The organism is Kitasatospora sp. NPDC059088 (assembly GCF_042738155.1).
Taxonomy (GTDB): Bacteria; Actinomycetota; Actinomycetes; order Streptomycetales; family Streptomycetaceae; genus Kitasatospora.
In genome coordinates, this window is the sequence record NZ_JBHYGR010000043.1 from 51506 (window position 1) to 67197 (window position 15692).

The following is a 15692-nucleotide window of genomic DNA, read 5'->3' on the forward strand; positions in this document are numbered from 1 at the left end:
CAGTCTTAGGGCATGGACAACTCTAGCGGCGTCGGCGTTCTCGACAAGGCCGCTCTGGTGCTCAGCGCACTGGAGTCGGGCCCCGCCACGTTGGCGGGGCTGGTCGCCGCCACCGGTCTGGCGCGCCCCACGGCCCACCGACTCGCCGTCGCACTCGAACACCACCGTCTGGTCACCAGGGACATGCAGGGGCGGTTCATCCTCGGCCCCCGCCTGTCCGAACTCTCCGCCGCGGCGGGCGAGGACCGGCTGCTCGCCACCGCGGGCCCGGTCCTGACCCACCTGCGCGACGTCACCGGCGAGAGCGCACAGCTCTACCGCCGGCAGGGCGAGATGCGGATCTGCGTAGCCGCCGCCGAGCGGCTCTCCGGTCTGCGGGACACCGTCCCGGTCGGCAGCACCCTGCCGATGAAGGCCGGCTCGGCCGCCCAGGTCCTACTGGCCTGGGAGGAGCCCGAGCGGCTCCACCGCGGCCTCCAGGGCGCCCGCTTCACCGCCACCGCGCTCAGCGGCGTCCGGCGGCGCGGCTGGGCCCAGTCGATCGGCGAGCGGGAGCCGGGCGTCGCGTCCGTCTCCGCCCCCGTGCGCGGCCCCTCCAACCGCGTGGTGGCCGCCGTCTCCGTCTCCGGCCCGATCGAGCGCCTGACCCGCCACCCGGGCCGGCTGCACGCCCAGGCCATCATCGAGGCCGCGAACCGGCTCACCGAGGCCCTGCGGCGCAGCTGATCCGGCGGACTCCCCCACCCACCCCGCCGACTCCCCCGAACCCGAATCCCCCACTCCCCCACCGCACGCGAAAGGGCCCCGCTCGGATCGAGCGGGGCCCTTCGCACACCTGCGCGGCGGAAAAGCAAAAAGACCCCGCGGACGGGGTCTTCCATATTTCTGGCTGGGGTACCAGGACTCGAACCTAGACTAAATGAACCAGAATCACTCGTGCTGCCAATTACACCATACCCCAACGCAAAGCAAGGGCCGATGGGCATGTCCTCGAGAAGAACACAGCCACCGGCTTCGTGCTTTGAAGTACCCCCGACCGGATTCGAACCGGCGCTACTGCCGTGAGAGGGCAGCGTGCTAGGCCGCTACACAACGGGGGCATCCTGGCGATCCCCTGCGGGATCAGTACCCCCGACCGGATTCGAACCGGCGCTACTGCCGTGAGAGGGCAGCGTGCTAGGCCGCTACACAACGGGGGCTTTCCAGGCGATCCCTTGCGGGATCAGTACCCCCGACCGGATTCGAACCGGCGCTACTGCCGTGAGAGGGCAGCGTGCTAGGCCGCTACACAACGGGGGCTTGGATCTTCATTTGTACTGCTGGGTGACCGTTGCCGATCGTACTGCGCTGGGGTACCAGGACTCGAACCTAGACTAAATGAACCAGAATCACTCGTGCTGCCAATTACACCATACCCCACCAGAGTTGAACCCCTGCGGGCCCTTCTCAGGCGTTGCGCCTCTCGGTCGGTCCCGTTCCGAGGGGCTTTCGCTCCCTCGTCCGTTCCCTCCCGGGCGGCGCAGAAAGAACATTACCCGACGTCTGCCCTGGCTCCAAAATCGATAACCGCAGGCAGCGGTGGGGAGGCCGTCCGATGACCTCCGGGTGCGCCGCGGGCCCGGCACGGAGCCGGGCCCGCGGGCTGCTCAGGAGGCGCTTGCGCGGGCCGTTCAGGCCGTCGGCAGCGCGTCCAGGGCGGAACGGAGCCGGCGCAGCGTCTCGGGGCGGCCGAGCAGCTCCATCGACTCGAACAGCGGCGGCGAGACCCGGCGGCCCGTGACGGCCACCCGCAGCGGCGTGAAGGCGAACTTGGGCTTGATGCCCAGGCCCTCCACCAGGGCCTCGCGCAGCGCGGCCTGGATCGGCTCCGGGGTGAAGTCCGCGAGCTCCTCCAGCGCCTTGACGCTGGCCTCCAGCACCGGACCGGCGTCCGCGGTCAGCACCTTGGCGGCGTCGTCCGGGTCCACCGCGAAGTCGGCCGGGTCGACGAACAGGAAGCCGGCCATGTTGACGATCTCGCTCAGCACGACCATCCGCTCCTGGGTGAGCGGCGCGATCCGGGCGAGCAGGTCCAGCTGCTCGGCGGTCGGCTCGGCCGGCAGCAGGCCGGGGCCCTGGAGGAACGGCACCAGGCGGCGGACGAAGTCCTCCGGGGCCAGCCGGCGGACGTGCTCGGCGTTGATCGCCTCGCACTTCTTGAGGTCGAAGCGCGCCGGGTTGGAGTTCACCTTGGCGACGTCGAAGGCGGCGACCATCTCGTCCATGTCGAACAGGTCGCGGTCCTCGGCCAGCGACCAGCCCAGCAGGGACAGGTAGTTGAGCAGGCCCTCGCGGATGAAGCCGCGCTCGCGGTACAGGTTGAGCGAGGACTGCGGGTCGCGCTTGGAGAGCTTCTTGTTGCCCTCGCCCATCACGTACGGCAGGTGGCCGAAGCGCGGGGTGGCGCCCTCGCCGACGCCGATCTCGGCGAGCGCCGCGTACAGCGCGATCTGCCGCGGGGTGGAGGACAGCAGGTCCTCGCCGCGCAGCACGTGGGTGATGCCCATCAGGGCGTCGTCCACCGGGTTGACCAGGGTGTACAGCGGGGCGCCGTTGGCGCGGACGATGCCGTAGTCCGGGACGTTCTCCGGCTCGAAGGTGAGCGTGCCGCGCACCAGGTCGTCGAAGGAGATGGTCCGGTCGGGCATCCGGAAGCGCAGGATCGGCTCGCGCTTCTCCAGCTTGTAGACGGCGACCTGCTCCTCGGTCAGCTCGCGGCAGTGGCCGTCGTAGCCGGAGGGCTTGCCGGCCGCGCGGGCGGCCTCGCGCCGGGCGTCCAGCTCCTCGGTGCTGCAGTAGCAGTGGTACGCGTGGCCGGCCTCCTGGAGGCGGCGGGCGACGTCGGCGTAGATGTCCATCCGCTGCGACTGGCGGTACGGCGCGTGCGGGCCGCCGACCTCCGGGCCCTCGTCCCAGTCCAGGCCGAGCCAGCTCATGGCCTCCAGCAGCTGGGTGTACGACTCCTCGGAGTCGCGGGCGGAGTCGGTGTCCTCGATCCGGAAGACCAGCTTGCCGCCGGTGTGGCGGGCGTAGGCCCAGTTGAACAGGGCCGTGCGGACCATGCCCACGTGGGGGTTGCCGGTCGGGGACGGACAGAAGCGAACCCGGACGGCCGGGTCAGTGTTAGCCACGCTTGATCACCTTGTTGGCGAGAGTGCCGATGCCTTCGATGGAGACGGCGACCTCGTCGCCGACGTTGAGCGGGCCCACCCCTGCGGGCGTGCCGGTGAGGATGACGTCGCCGGGCAGCAGCGTCATGGCCTCGGAGATGTGGACGACCAGTTCGGCGACCGAGCGGATCATCAGGGAGGTGCGGCCGGTCTGGCGGAGCTCGCCGTTGACCGTGCAGGTGATCGCCAGGTCGGACGGGTCGAGGTCGGTCTCGATCCACGGGCCCAGCGGGCAGGCGGTGTCGAAGCCCTTGGCCCTGGCCCACTGGCCCTCGCGCTGCTGGACGTCCCGGGCGGTGACGTCGTTGGCGCAGGTGTAGCCGAGGATCACCTCGGGCACCCGGTCCAGCGGCACCTCGCGGCACATCCGGCCGATCACCACGGCGAGTTCGGCCTCGTGGTGGACGTCCGAGGAGAACGGCGGGTACGCGATGTTCTCGGTCGGGCCGATCACCGAGGTGGACGGCTTGAAGAAGGTGAGCGGGACGTCCGGGACGTCGTTGCCCAGCTCCGCCGCGTGCGCCGCGTAGTTGCGGCCGACCGCCACGATCTTGTTGGGGAGCATCGGGCTGAGCAGCCGGACGTCCTGGAAGCGGTAGCTCTCACCGGTGGGCTGAGGTTGGCCGAACGGGTGACCGGCCAGCTCGTGCACGACCAGCGAGTCGGGCCGGGACGGATCCCCCTCGACCACGCCGAAGGAAACGCTGCCGGCGGCAGGGCTCCCCTCCCGGACGGAAAACCTGGCAATGCGCACGGCTGGGCTACCCCTCGCTTCGTCGGCCGCCCGGGGCGCCCCCGGGCGCTGCTGGGCGCCCCGCCCGCCACGGGCGCGGCCCCGTCAATCGCGCCCAGGCTATCGCGTGGGGCCTCCCGCGACCCCTTCGGCCCTGTTCAGCGCGGTCGGGGCGGAGGGCCCCGACCCGGGACGCACGAGGGCGCCGCCACCGCTGTTCGCGGTGACGGCGCCCTCGGGTCGCGCCAGGGGCGGGATCAGTCCCGGGGGGTAATGACGGGGGCGACCATCAGCTGGACGCGGCGCGGGTTGGCGGTGACGGCCGGCAGCTCGGTGCCGTAGGTGACGACGTCCTCGGGCTTGCGGGCACCCGGGATCCTGCTGAAGTCCTCGACCGAGGCCAGCGTGGTCCGGCGCGGGTTCGCCGTGGAGCGGCAGGACAGCGTGGACTTGGTGGCCTTCTTCGCCAGGGACATCGAGAGCACCTCGTGGTCGTGGCCGGGCGGTCCGCCAGGGATCCGCACCGGCCTGCGTGATTCCGATTGATTCGGAGGGGTTCTGGGCAGGCTGATCGGGGCCGTGCTCAGGAGACAGCCAAGGTTACGAGATCTCTTTCCATACGGGCCGTGACCAAAGCTACACATTCACCTGTGATTTTGCTCACAAATTGACGCACAAATCACGAATATCCGGCATATCGCCGGATCGGAATTTCCCGACAATTCGCCCGGAACGGTCATTCCGGCAGGTCTGCGACTCTTGTCGATCTCCGGCCACGTTGGCATGTATCCGGCGAGTGTCCGAAAAAGGCGGTATTCCGGTCCGGTTACCGCACAGTCAGTGAGATCACGCATGCGGTCGGTAGTACCCGACCGTCGGTTCCGGCGGCCCTTGTTGGGATTCCCTCGCTGTGCTGGAATGCCACGGACCGTGGGTAGGGAGCAGTCCACCCCGGCGACCCGCTCTCCCGGACCGGCCGGGGTGCGGAAGGAAACTCGACACCGTCCAGGCCGTGGCGACGCGGCGGGACGCCCGGTCCAGAGGTTGCGACGCCAGTGCAGGGACGTTTCAAAAGGGGTAGCGGCGCCGCGGGTAACCCGGAGTCGCGCGAGCCCGTGGCAGCCCCTCAACAGGCGGCGGCCCCCGGCGGCCCGACCGACCCCGTGACGCCCGAGGCCCTCGCCCGGCCGGACGACGACGGCCAGGAACGGAAGTCCGCCCGGGACAAGCTCCGGACCACCCTGACCAGGCGCCGCGCCACCGGTCTGAGCCGGCTCGCGATGCGCAACTGGCGCATCCGCACCCGACTGATCGCCCTGCTCGCGCTGCCGGTCATGGTCTCGCTGGTCCTCGGCGGCCTGCGCATCCAGACCTCGATGCAGAACTCGCAGCAGCTCGCCCAGATGGCCAACCTGTCGGACCTGGCCAAGAAGGCGACCAACCTCGCGGACGCCCTGCAGACCGAACGCGACATCAGCGCCGGCTACATCACCAACCGGCCGAACGACCCGCTGGACGACGAGATCGTCGCCGCCCGCAAGAGCACCGACGACCTCAGCCGCACCTTCACCGCCTCCTCCGACAAGTTCGAGAACCTCCAGCTCTCCGGCGGGAAGGCGCTGCTGTTCCAGATCCGCAAGGACCTGAACTCGATCGCGGACGCCCGCAACACGCCGTACCAGAACAACCAGAACATCCAGGCGACGATCACCGCGTACGACGTGATCATCCGCGACCTCCTGGGCATCACCCAGGACATCGCGCTCGCCTCGAACAACCAGGACCTGCTCATCGCCACCCGCGCGCTGCAGCAGTTCTCGCTCGCCAAGGACGCCACCTCGCAGCAGCGCGCGCTGATCAGCGCCGGTCTGGGCAACCCCAAGGCCCCCGACCTGAGCGCGAGCGACGAGTCCTTCGGCATCCGCCTGCGCACCACGTACGACAACGCGCTGACCAGTTTCAACAACATCTACACCTCGCACGACCTGGACAACCTGCGCGGCCAGCTGAGCTACAACAACGTCATCGCCGAAGCGGACCGCTACTCGCGCTCGATCCTCCAGCCGGGCGGCATCCACCAGACCGAGGCGGTCTCGTACAAGGACTGGTACGAGAAGGCCACCACCAAGATCACGGCCGAGCGCCGGATCGAGGCCAAGCTGATCGAGGACCTCGACGGAAAGGCCCAGGACCTCCAGTCCCAGGCCGACACCGAGGCCCTGATCATCGGTGCCGCCGTCGCCCTGACCCTGATCATCGCCCTCGGCGGCGCCGGTCTGATCGCCCGCTCGATGGTGCGCTCGCTGACCCGCCTGCAGACCGCGGCCGAGGACGTCGCCGAGCGCCGCCTGCCCGAGCTGGTCAAGACGCTCTCCGAGAGCGACCCGCACGACGTCGACACCACGGTCGAGCCGGTCGCCGTCGACTCGACCGACGAGATCGGCCACGTGGCCCACGCGTTCGACATGGTGCACAGCGAGGCCGTCCGCCTCGCCGCCGAGCAGGCCCTCCTGCGCGGCAACATCAACGCGATGTTCACCAACCTCTCGCGCCGCAGCCAGGGCCTCATCCAGCGCCAGCTGTCGCTCATCTCCGAACTGGAGAGCCGCGAGGCCGACCCGGACCAGCTGGCCAACCTGTTCAAGCTCGACCACCTCGCGACCCGCATGCGCCGCAACGGCGAGAACCTCCTCGTCCTCGCCGGTGAGGACCCGGGCCGCCGCTGGACCCGCCCCGTCCCGCTGGTCGACGTGCTCCGCGCCGCCGCCTCCGAGGTGGAGCAGTACGAGCGCATCGAACTCGCCGCCGTGCCGTCGGCCGAGGTCGCCGGCCGCGTCGTCAACGACCTCGTCCACCTGCTCGCCGAGCTGCTGGAGAACGCCACCTCGTTCTCCAGCCCGCAGACCCGCGTGCGGGTCACCGGCCACGCCCTGCCGGACGGCCGGGTGCTGGTCGAGATCCACGACACCGGCATCGGCCTCAGCCCGGACGACCTGGCCGAGATCAACGAGCGCCTGGCCAACCCGCCGACGGTGGACGTCTCGGTCTCCCGCCGCATGGGCCTCTTCGTGGTCGGCCGCCTGTCCCTGCGACACGGCATCCGGATCCAGCTGCGTCCGAGCGACTCCGGCGGCACCACCGCGCTGGTCATGCTCCCGGTCGACGTCACCAACTCCGCCGACCGGCGCGGCCCCGGCGGCCGTCCCGGCCCCGGCGCACCGGGCAAGCAGCAGCGCGGGGCCGCCCCGACGCCGCGCCAGCAGCGCCAGGTGCCGCCCGCCCGCCAGGGCGGTCCGGCCGCGCTCGGCCAGGGCCCGGCGGGCGGTGCCCCGCAGGGCGGCCGTCCGCAGCTCGGCCAGGGCGGTCCGTCCGCCCCCGCCGCGCCGACCGGCCCGGGTGCGCCCGGCGGCCGGACCGGCGGGCCGGCCGGACTGCCGACCCGTCAGGTCGGCCAGTCGCTGCGCGAGACCCCCCCGGCCCCGCAGGGCCAGCAGGCTCCGGGCCGGTCCGGTCAGGACGGCCTGCCGCAGCGCACCCCCGGCCAGCAGGGCCCGCAGGGCCCGGGTCAGCCGGGCCGGCGCGGCCAGGGCCGACCGGCCACGGCGCCGCAGGGTCAGGGCCCGCAGGGACCCGGCCAGCAGGCCCCCGGCCAGCCCGGTCAGCAGGGCCCCGGTCAGCAGGGCCCCGGCCAGCCGCAGCAGGCGCCGCAGGGCGCGCTGCCGCAGCGCTCCCCCGGCCGTCAGGGCCCGCCGCAGGGCGGCCCGAACGGCCTGCCGCGCCGCGGCCAGGGCCGCCCCGGCCAGGAACGTCCGCGTCCCGGCGGCGAGTTCGACGGTGCTCCGGGCGCTCCCGCGCCGCGGACCGGCGAGCAGCCGCAGCACGGCCGCCCCGGCGGTCCCGGCGCCCCGCAGCAGGGTGCCCGTCCGGGCAACCGTCCGCAGGACGGCCTGCCGCAGCGCACCCCCGGCCAGCAGGGCCCGCAGGGCCCGGGTCAGCCGGGCCGGCCCGGTCCGCAGGGCCCCCAGGGGCCTCAGGGTCCGCAGGGCCAGCGCCGCCCGCAGCGTCCCGGCCCGGAGGCGCCCCAGCAGGGCCGCCAGCCCCAGCCCCAGCTGCCCCCGCAGCAGCAGCCCCAGCCGCTGCCGTCGGCCGAGCCGGCGTCGGTGGAGAGCACCCAGCAGTTCGCCCGGCCGCGCTTCGAGGCCAGCCAGATCGACCCGCGGGACCCGCTGGGCCTCGGCCTGGTGGAGCCGGTGCTGCCGAACGTGCCGGGCCCGGCCCAGCCGCAGCCCCAGCAGCCGCAGCCGGCCCCGCAGCAGCAGGCGCCGCAGCAGCCGCAGCGCCAGGAGCCGATGGCCCTGCCGACCGGCCCGTCCGAGGCCACCGGCGAGCAGCCCTGGTACCCGCAGCAGGCCGACGGCCAGCCGCAGGGCCGGCCCCGTTCGTACCAGCCGCGCCGCCCCGGCACCTCCGCGCCGGACCTCCAGCAGCCGGACCTCCAGCAGCCGGGCCGGCCGCAGCGGGCCCCGCAGCAGCAGCCCCGGCAGGAGCGCCCCCAGGCCCCCCAGGCCCCCCAGGCCCCCCAGGGCCAGGCGCCCCGGCAGCAGGCCCCGCAGGCCCAGCAGCAGGCGCCCCGGCAGCAGGCCCCGCAGGGCCAGCCGCAGCCGCCGCAGCCGGGCGTCGGTGACGCGCCCTGGCGCCCGTCCGCGAACGACGAGCGCTGGCGCCGTGCCGAGCAGGTCCGCGAGCCCTCGACCAGCGGGGTCACCATGTCCGGCCTCCCCCGGCGGACCCCGCAGGCCAACCTGGTCTCCGGCACCGCCGAGGCCTCGCCGCTGACCGGTCCCCAGGTCTCCCGGGCCCCCGAGGAGGTCCGCGGCCGCCTGACCAACCTGCGCCGCGGCATCCAGCAGGGCCGGCGGGCCGGGGCCGAGCAGGCCGCCAACCAGCCGGGCTCCCAGCATGGTGCCCAGCAGCCCGGATTCGATAGTTTCGGTGGCCGGAGCGACGGCAACGGCGCAGATCACCAGGAGCGTTGAGTTGAACCAGATGAGCCAGGCCGCACAGAACCTGAACTGGCTGATCACCAACTTCGTGGACAACACCCCCGGGGTGTCCCACACCGTGGTGGTCTCCGCCGACGGCCTCCTGCTGTGCATGTCCGAGGGGTTCCCGCGCGACCGCGCCGACCAGCTCGCCGCCGTCGCCTCCGGCCTCACCTCCCTCACCTCCGGCGCCAGCCGGATCTTCGAGGGCGGCGAGGTCAACCAGACCGTCGTCGAGATGGAGCGCGGCTTCCTGTTCCTGATGGCCGTCAGCGACGGCTCCGCCCTCGCCGTCCTGGCCGCACCCGACTCCGACATCGGTCTGGTCGGGTACGAGATGGCCCTGCTCGTCGACCGGGCCGGCGCCGTCCTCACCCCCGCACTCCGCGCGGAACTCCAGGGCAGTCTCCTGCACTGACCGGAACCCACGCGGACCATCCACCGTTCCACCCCGCACCGGGTCCGACCCGACCGGACCCGGCGCCTCACCCTCAGCTACCCTCAGGCAGCTGATCCCGCCTCAGCTGGCACCGCCCCAGCTGGAACCGGCTGCCCAAGGCCGCAGCACAAGGAGGACCCATGACCCCGCCCTCGACACCCGCCGGCTCGTACGGCAACGGGTACGGCAGCGGCTACGGCGGGCAGCAGTCCGACGGCTACGAGCAGCAGCCGCTGGTCCGCCCCTACGCGATGACCGGCGGCCGGACCCGCCCCCGCTACCAGCTCGCGATCGAGGCCCTGATCTCGACCACGGGCTCGGCCGAGCGCACCACCGGGCTGCTGCCCGAGCACGCCCGGATCGTCGGTCTCTGCCGCGAGGTCAAGTCCATCGCGGAGATCTCCGCACTGGCCGGCGTTCCGCTCGGTGTGGCCCGGATCCTCGTGGCCGACCTGGCCGAGGCCGGTCTCGTCGCCATCCACCAGCCCGCCGCCGCGGGCGAGTCGGGCGGAACGCCCGATGTCACGCTGCTCGAAAGGGTCCTCAGTGGACTTCGCAAGCTCTAACGCGGCCGCCGCCACCCGCGCCACCACCTCCGCGAAGATCGTCATCGCCGGCGGCTTCGGCGTCGGCAAGACCACGCTCGTCGGCGCCGTCTCCGAGATCAACCCCCTGCGCACCGAAGCCGTCATGACCTCGGCCTCCGCCGGCATCGACGACATCAGCCACGTCTCCGGCAAGACGACCACCACCGTCGCCATGGACTTCGGCCGCATCACCCTCGACGAAGACCTCATCCTCTACCTCTTCGGCACCCCCGGACAGGACCGCTTCTGGTTCATGTGGGACGACCTCGTCCGAGGCGCCATCGGAGCCGTCGTCCTCGTCGACACCCGCCGCCTCGCCGACTGCTTCCCCGCCCTCGACTACTTCGAGAACAGCGGCCTGCCCTTCGTCGTCGCCCTCAACGGCTTCGACGGCCACCAGCCCCACACCGGCGACGAAGTCCGCGAAGCCCTCCAACTCGGCCCCGACACCCCCGTCGTCACCCTCGACGCCCGCCGACGCGACAGCGCCAAGAGCGCCCTCATCACCCTCGTCGAACACGCCCTCCTCGCCCGACTCCGCTGACGAGCCGGGCACACGGGCACCGGTGGGCGCGCGAGCACCCGCGGGAACCGAGCGGCCCCGGCGAACCGTCACACTGACGGGTCGCCGGGGCGGCGGTGCTTTACCGGCCGGTGTCCTCCCGGGGCCGCGCGCAAGACCCGTGTATAAGCAGCGGATAACAGTTCGGTAGGCATTTTGTGATCAACAATGACGCAGCGTGGCGAATCAGCGTCACTCAGCGCCAGATCACCACGGTTTTGCTCCGTCATGTCGTTGATTGTCCGTATTGTTCCGACGCGGGTGCCTTGCGACGGCTGTTTGTCCCCCATCCCTGCACGTGCTGAAATTCCAGCTACCCCTGAACATCCCGCTCCGGCCGTCCGGCGGCGGGCCAGGGCCCCGGGGGTAGCGCTGGATTGATCCATGGCCGGCAAGTCGGCCGAGAGGTAGTAGTCGAGTGAGGCGTAAGCAGCAACCCGCCCCGCAGCGGCGCTCCGAGCCCCGCCAGAGCGCGCCGAACGGCGGCGCCGCGGAACCGGCCGGATTCTCCGCGTTCACTCCCACCGAGGAGCGTCCCCAGACCACCCCGGCCCCCAAGCCCCCGACGGCCTCCACGGAGCCGCGCACGGGTGCGGCGGGTCAGTCCGGCGAAGGCGGGCCGTCCAGCCGGTACGACTTCCTCCGTCCGCGCAACTGGCGCGTGCCGACCCGACTGATCGCGATCCTGCTGATCCCCGTGATCATCAGTCTCGTCTTCGGCGGTCTGCGAGTGAACACCTCGGTCGACGGCTACATCAAGGCCTCCAAGGCCGAGAAGACCGCCGAGCTCGCCAAGGCGGCGACCGAACTCGCCGAGGCGCTCGAGAACGAGCGCGACAAGACCCTGATACCCCTGCTCACCGGGCAGGACCCGAACAACGAGGTCGCCAAGCGCCGCGCCGACACCGACGCCGCGCTCAAGGCCTACAACGCCGCGTACGACGCCTCCGACAAGTCCGGCGAGCTCCCGCGCCGCCACGAGGCCTTCCAGACCCTCGTGGTCGACCTCCCGCACCTGCGGCAGGTCGCGTACGGCAGGGAGCTGTTCGCCAGCGCCACCGCGAGCGCCTACTCGGCGATGTTCGCGCCGCTGCTGGCCTACGACAACTCGGTCGGCAACGGCTCCGCCAACGCCACCAGCAAGGGCCGCGCGATCTACGCGATGTCGCTGGCCAAGGCCTCCGCCTCGACCCAGCGCTCGCTGATGCTGAGCCTGCTGGTCGGTGCCTCGCAGGGCGTGACCACGCGCTACGAGAACCAGGACATGACCCAGCAGATCCTGGTCGCGGAGAAGCTGGAACAGGTCTCGCTCTCCGAGTTCAACACCGGTGCCGCCCCCGAGGACGCCCGCAAGTACGCGGACGCCCAGGTCGCCCTGGCCACCGCCCAGGACCGCTCGGCGTACAAGATGCCGAACGGCACCGCGCCCACCATGGGGGGCCTGCTGGCGCTGGCCGCCAACTACGCCGAGGCCGCCGCCATCGGCCAGCAGAAGGGCAAGGCCGCCGCCGACGCCGCGTACGCCGAGGCCAAGAACTCCGGTCTGACCCCGGACAACTGGAACCAGGCCGCCGGAACCCACATCCAGGCCCTGCGGAACACCGAAGTCGCGCTGCTGGACGCCGTCCTCACCGACTCCCGCAACCTCAAGGACAACGCGCTCTACGACGCCATCCTCAACACGGTCATCGTCGTCGCCGCACTGATCCTGGCCGGCCTGCTCACCGGCTACGTCGCCCGCTCGATGATCCTCGGCATGCGCACCCTGCGCAGCGCCGCCCTGGAGATCGCCGACCACCGCCTGCCGGACCTGGTCGAGAAGCTCTCCAAGACCGACCCGGACCGGGTCGACACCTCGGTGAGCGCGATCCCGCTGCACGGCAAGGACGAGATCGGCGAAGTCGCCCGGGCCTTCGACCAGGTCCACCAGCAGGCCGTGGCGCTCGCCGCCGAGCAGGCCCTGCTGCGAGGGAACGTCAACGCGATCTTCACCAACCTGTCGCGCCGCAGCCAGGGTCTGATCCAGCGCCAGCTGGCACTGATCACCGACCTGGAGAACAACGAGGCCGACCCGGACCAGCTGGAGAACCTCTTCAAGCTGGACCACCTCGCGACCCGTATGCGCCGCAACGGTGAGAACCTCCTCGTCCTCGCCGGCGAGGAGGCCGGCCGCCGCTGGAACACCCCGGTCCCGCTGGTCGACGTGCTGCGCGCCGCCGCCTCCGAGGTGGAGCAGTACGAGCGCGTCGAGCTGTCCGGCATCCCCGAGGTCGAGGTCGTCGGCGCCGCCGTGACCGACCTCGTCCACCTGCTCGCCGAGCTGCTGGAGAACGCCACCTCGTTCTCCAGCCCGCAGACCCGGGTGCTGGTCAACGCGACCCGCCTGCCGGACGGCCGGGTGCTGGTCGAGATCCACGACAAGGGCATCGGCCTCACCGCCGACGACTTCGCGGAGATCAACGAGAAGCTGGCCGAGCCGCCCACGGTCGACGCCACCATCTCCCGCCGCATGGGCCTCTTCGTGGTCGGCCGGCTCTCCCAGCGGCACGACGTCCGCGTCCAGCTCCGCCCGTCCGGCGAGTCCGCCGGCACCACCTCGCTCGTCATGCTCCCGCCGTTCGTCACCAAGTCCGCGATGGCGCCGGAGCCGGAGGAGCAGTTCACCGTCTCCCGGATCTTCGCCGACCAGGAGCCGACCGCCGAGTGGGCCCCGGACAACGGCGGCCGCAGCGCCGCCGAGCTCGGCTTCGACGACCACCTCACCGGCATCGGCAACGCTGGCTCCTCCGGGTTCAGCCCGGCCCTGGAGGCCGTCCAGCGCTCGCAGCGCCTCGACCAGGTCCGCCGCGCGGCCCTGGAGGGCGGCCCGCAGGAGCAGGTGCTGGACGCCGAGGTCGAGGAGGACTACCAGCAGGGCTACGACCAGTACGCCCCGCAGCAGGGCTACCAGCAGGGCGGCTACGCCGACGAGCAGTACGGCTACGACCAGAACAGCTACCAGCAGGACGAGTACGCCCAGGACGGCTACGGCCAGTACCCGCAGCAGCAGGGCTACCAGCAGGACGGCTACGCCGACGACCGCTACGGCTACGACCAGGGCGGCTACCAGCAGGACGAGTACGCCCAGGACGGCTACGGCCACCAGGCCGTGGAGGCCCCCGCGGGCCACCCGTACACCCCGGAGCCGCCCGCCCTGCCCACCGCCGAGCCCGCGCCGGCCCCCGCCGCCACCCTGCCGTCCGGGCTGCCCCAGCGCCGCCCCGGCCAGCAGCTGGCGGGCGGCGGCCCGGGCAGCGCCCCGGTCGGTCTGACCCCGTCCGGGGACACCCCGAACTGGTTCGCCGGCGCCAAGGACACCTCGGCGCCCGTCGAGTCCCGCGGCCACGACGTGTCCGCACTGGGCGGCTACGGCCCGACCGGCCCGACCGCCTCCCCCTGGCAGTCGCCGAACGACGGTGACTGGCAGCGGGCCGAGCAGCTGCGCGAGCCCTCGTCCGCCGGCACCACCGGGGCCGGACTGCCCCGGCGCGTGCCCAAGCAGAACCTGGTGCCCGGCAACGCCAAGCCGACCCCGCAGGAAGGGCCGCAGGTCTCCCGCAGCCCCGAGGAGGTCCGTGGCCGCCTCACCAACCTGCGCCGCGGCGTCGAGCAGGGCCGCAGCGCCGGCAACACCGGAAGCTTCCGGATCGACCCCGATCAGGTAGACCAGTCCGGCAACGGACAGAACCGGAGCACCGATCTCTTCGGCGGCTCGAACCACCAGGAGCGTTGAGTTGACTCAGATGAGCCAGGCCGCACAGAACCTGAACTGGCTGATCACCAATTTCGTGGACAACACCCCCGGGGTGTCCCACACCGTGGTGGTCTCGGCGGACGGCCTCCTGCTGTGCATGTCGGAGGGCTTCCCGCGCGACCGCGCCGACCAGCTCGCCGCCGTCGCCTCCGGCCTCACCTCCCTCACCTCCGGCGCCAGCCGGATCTTCGAAGGCGGCGAGGTCAACCAGACCGTCGTCGAGATGGAGCGCGGCTTCCTGTTCCTGATGGCCATCAGCGACGGCTCCGCCCTCGCGGTGCTCGCCTCCCCCGACTCCGACATCGGTCTGGTCGGGTACGAGATGGCCCTGCTCGTCGACCGGGCCGGCGCCGTCCTCACCCCCGCGCTCCGCGCAGAACTCCAGGGCAGTCTCCTGCACTGACGGTTCGTCGGATACCGTCCAGGTATTCGAAGTACCTCCGCGTCCTTCCCGGGCCCGCTTCGGCGGGCTCGGGTTCGGACGTTGTACGGCCTTCGCACCACCGGCTCCGGACTCGTACCGAAGCCCGCACCGCACCGCCGCACCTTGTGAGGAGAGGAACCGTGACACCGCCCGACGACCGCAGCGGCCAGTACGGCGTTCCGTACCCTGGCACGGGCCACGACGCCTTCGGAGCACCCGGCGCCGGCCACGGTCAGCAGTACGGTCGGCACCAGTACGGGCAGCCCCAGCAGCACCCGTACGCCCGGCCCGAGGAGCAGTACGGGCAGTACGACCCGTACGCCCGGCCGCAGCCCGCCTTCGACACCCCGCCGCCCGGCCACCCGACGCCGCCCGGCCAGGTGCCCGCCCAGGCCCCCGGCCACCGGCCGGCCCAGGAGCCCGGGTACGTCGAGGAGTTCGAGGACGAGCAGGATTCCGGCCCGCTGATCCGACCGTTCGCCATGACCGGTGGTCGCACCCGGCCCCGCTACGAACTCGCGCTGGAGGCCCTGGTCTCCGCCGACGTCGATCCGCAGCGCCTGTCCACCCTCCTCCCCGAGCACCAGCGGATCTGCACGCTGTGCACGGAGGTCAAGTCCGTCGCCGAGGTCTCGGCGCTGCTCTCACTTCCCCTGGGAGTCGCCCGGATCCTCGTGGCCGACCTGGCCGAGGCCGGCCTCGTCGCCATCCACCAGCCCGCTTCCGGGGGCGAATCCGGAAACCAGCCCGACGTCACGCTGCTCGAAAGGGTCCTCAGTGGACTTCGCAAGCTCTAACGCGGCCGCCCCCACCCGCGCCACCACCTCCGCGAAGATCGTCATCGCCGGCGGCTTCGGCGTCGGCAAGACCACGCTCGTCGGCGCCGTCTCCGAGATCAACCCC

11 protein-coding genes, 5 tRNA genes and 1 pseudogene are annotated in these 15692 nt (G+C 72.0%); 9 read left to right on the forward strand and 8 right to left on the reverse strand.

The window, feature by feature from the left end; all coding sequences use genetic code 11:
- Positions 1-12: 12 nt before the first annotated feature.
- Entirely contained in the window at positions 13-726 is a 714-nt protein-coding gene (locus ACFWXO_RS20755; protein WP_030306825.1) for an IclR family transcriptional regulator, read from the forward strand.
- 160 nt (positions 727-886) lie between these two features.
- Here ACFWXO_RS20755 and ACFWXO_RS20760 read toward each other — a convergent pair.
- From ACFWXO_RS20760 to ACFWXO_RS20795, 8 genes are all read right to left on the reverse strand, one after another.
- Positions 887-961, reverse strand: a tRNA-Gln gene (locus ACFWXO_RS20760).
- Between the two features lie 66 nt (positions 962-1027).
- Positions 1028-1100, reverse strand: a tRNA-Glu gene (locus ACFWXO_RS20765).
- A gap of 26 nt (positions 1101-1126) precedes the next feature.
- Positions 1127-1199, reverse strand: a tRNA-Glu gene (locus tag ACFWXO_RS20770).
- A gap of 27 nt (positions 1200-1226) precedes the next feature.
- Positions 1227-1299 (reverse strand) — tRNA-Glu (locus tag ACFWXO_RS20775).
- A 48-nt stretch (positions 1300-1347) separates the two neighbouring features.
- Positions 1348-1419, reverse strand: a tRNA-Gln gene (locus ACFWXO_RS20780).
- A 251-nt stretch (positions 1420-1670) separates the two neighbouring features.
- Positions 1671-3170, reverse strand: a complete 1500-nt coding sequence (gene gltX, locus ACFWXO_RS20785; protein WP_380525281.1) for a glutamate--tRNA ligase — start codon at positions 3168-3170, stop codon at positions 1671-1673.
- Complete coding sequence (locus ACFWXO_RS20790) at positions 3163-3963, reverse strand: fumarylacetoacetate hydrolase family protein (protein ID WP_375891711.1); 801 nt, start codon at positions 3961-3963, stop codon at positions 3163-3165. Before ACFWXO_RS20790 ends, gltX begins: the two co-directional genes overlap by 8 nt.
- Positions 3964-4199: 236 nt before the next feature.
- Positions 4200-4418: a hypothetical protein gene (locus ACFWXO_RS20795; RefSeq protein ID WP_375891710.1), complete on the reverse strand. Its 219-nt coding sequence runs from the start codon at positions 4416-4418 to the stop codon at positions 4200-4202.
- A gap of 639 nt (positions 4419-5057) precedes the next feature.
- Here ACFWXO_RS20795 and ACFWXO_RS20800 point away from each other — a divergent pair.
- The 8 genes and pseudogenes from ACFWXO_RS20800 to ACFWXO_RS20835 form a co-directional block, all read left to right on the forward strand.
- Positions 5058-8978, forward strand: a complete 3921-nt coding sequence (locus ACFWXO_RS20800; RefSeq protein WP_380525282.1) for a nitrate- and nitrite sensing domain-containing protein — start codon at positions 5058-5060, stop codon at positions 8976-8978.
- Positions 8979-8988: 10 nt separating this feature from the next.
- Positions 8989-9402 (forward strand): roadblock/LC7 domain-containing protein, encoded by a 414-nt coding sequence (locus ACFWXO_RS20805; protein ID WP_030248297.1) that lies wholly within the window; start codon positions 8989-8991, stop codon positions 9400-9402.
- A 161-nt stretch (positions 9403-9563) separates the two neighbouring features.
- Positions 9564-9989, forward strand: a complete 426-nt coding sequence (locus tag ACFWXO_RS20810; protein WP_375891707.1) for a DUF742 domain-containing protein — start codon at positions 9564-9566, stop codon at positions 9987-9989.
- Positions 9970-10554 carry an ATP/GTP-binding protein gene (locus tag ACFWXO_RS20815; protein ID WP_380525284.1) on the forward strand — a complete coding sequence of 195 codons (585 nt, stop codon included), beginning with the start codon at positions 9970-9972 and terminating at the stop codon, positions 10552-10554. Before ACFWXO_RS20810 ends, ACFWXO_RS20815 begins: the two co-directional genes overlap by 20 nt.
- 436 nt (positions 10555-10990) lie before the next feature.
- Positions 10991-14344: a nitrate- and nitrite sensing domain-containing protein gene (locus ACFWXO_RS20820; protein ID WP_375891703.1), complete on the forward strand. Its 3354-nt coding sequence runs from the start codon at positions 10991-10993 to the stop codon at positions 14342-14344.
- Between the two features lie 10 nt (positions 14345-14354).
- A complete protein-coding gene (locus ACFWXO_RS20825) occupies positions 14355-14768 on the forward strand; it encodes a roadblock/LC7 domain-containing protein (protein WP_097236138.1) in 414 nt (137 codons plus the stop codon).
- A 161-nt stretch (positions 14769-14929) separates the two neighbouring features.
- Positions 14930-15586, forward strand: a complete 657-nt coding sequence (locus ACFWXO_RS20830; RefSeq protein ID WP_380525286.1) for a DUF742 domain-containing protein — start codon at positions 14930-14932, stop codon at positions 15584-15586.
- Positions 15567-15692 (forward strand): annotated as a pseudogene (locus ACFWXO_RS20835) (ATP-binding protein); the annotation flags it as partial. The gene ACFWXO_RS20830 and the pseudogene ACFWXO_RS20835, both read left to right, overlap by 20 nt.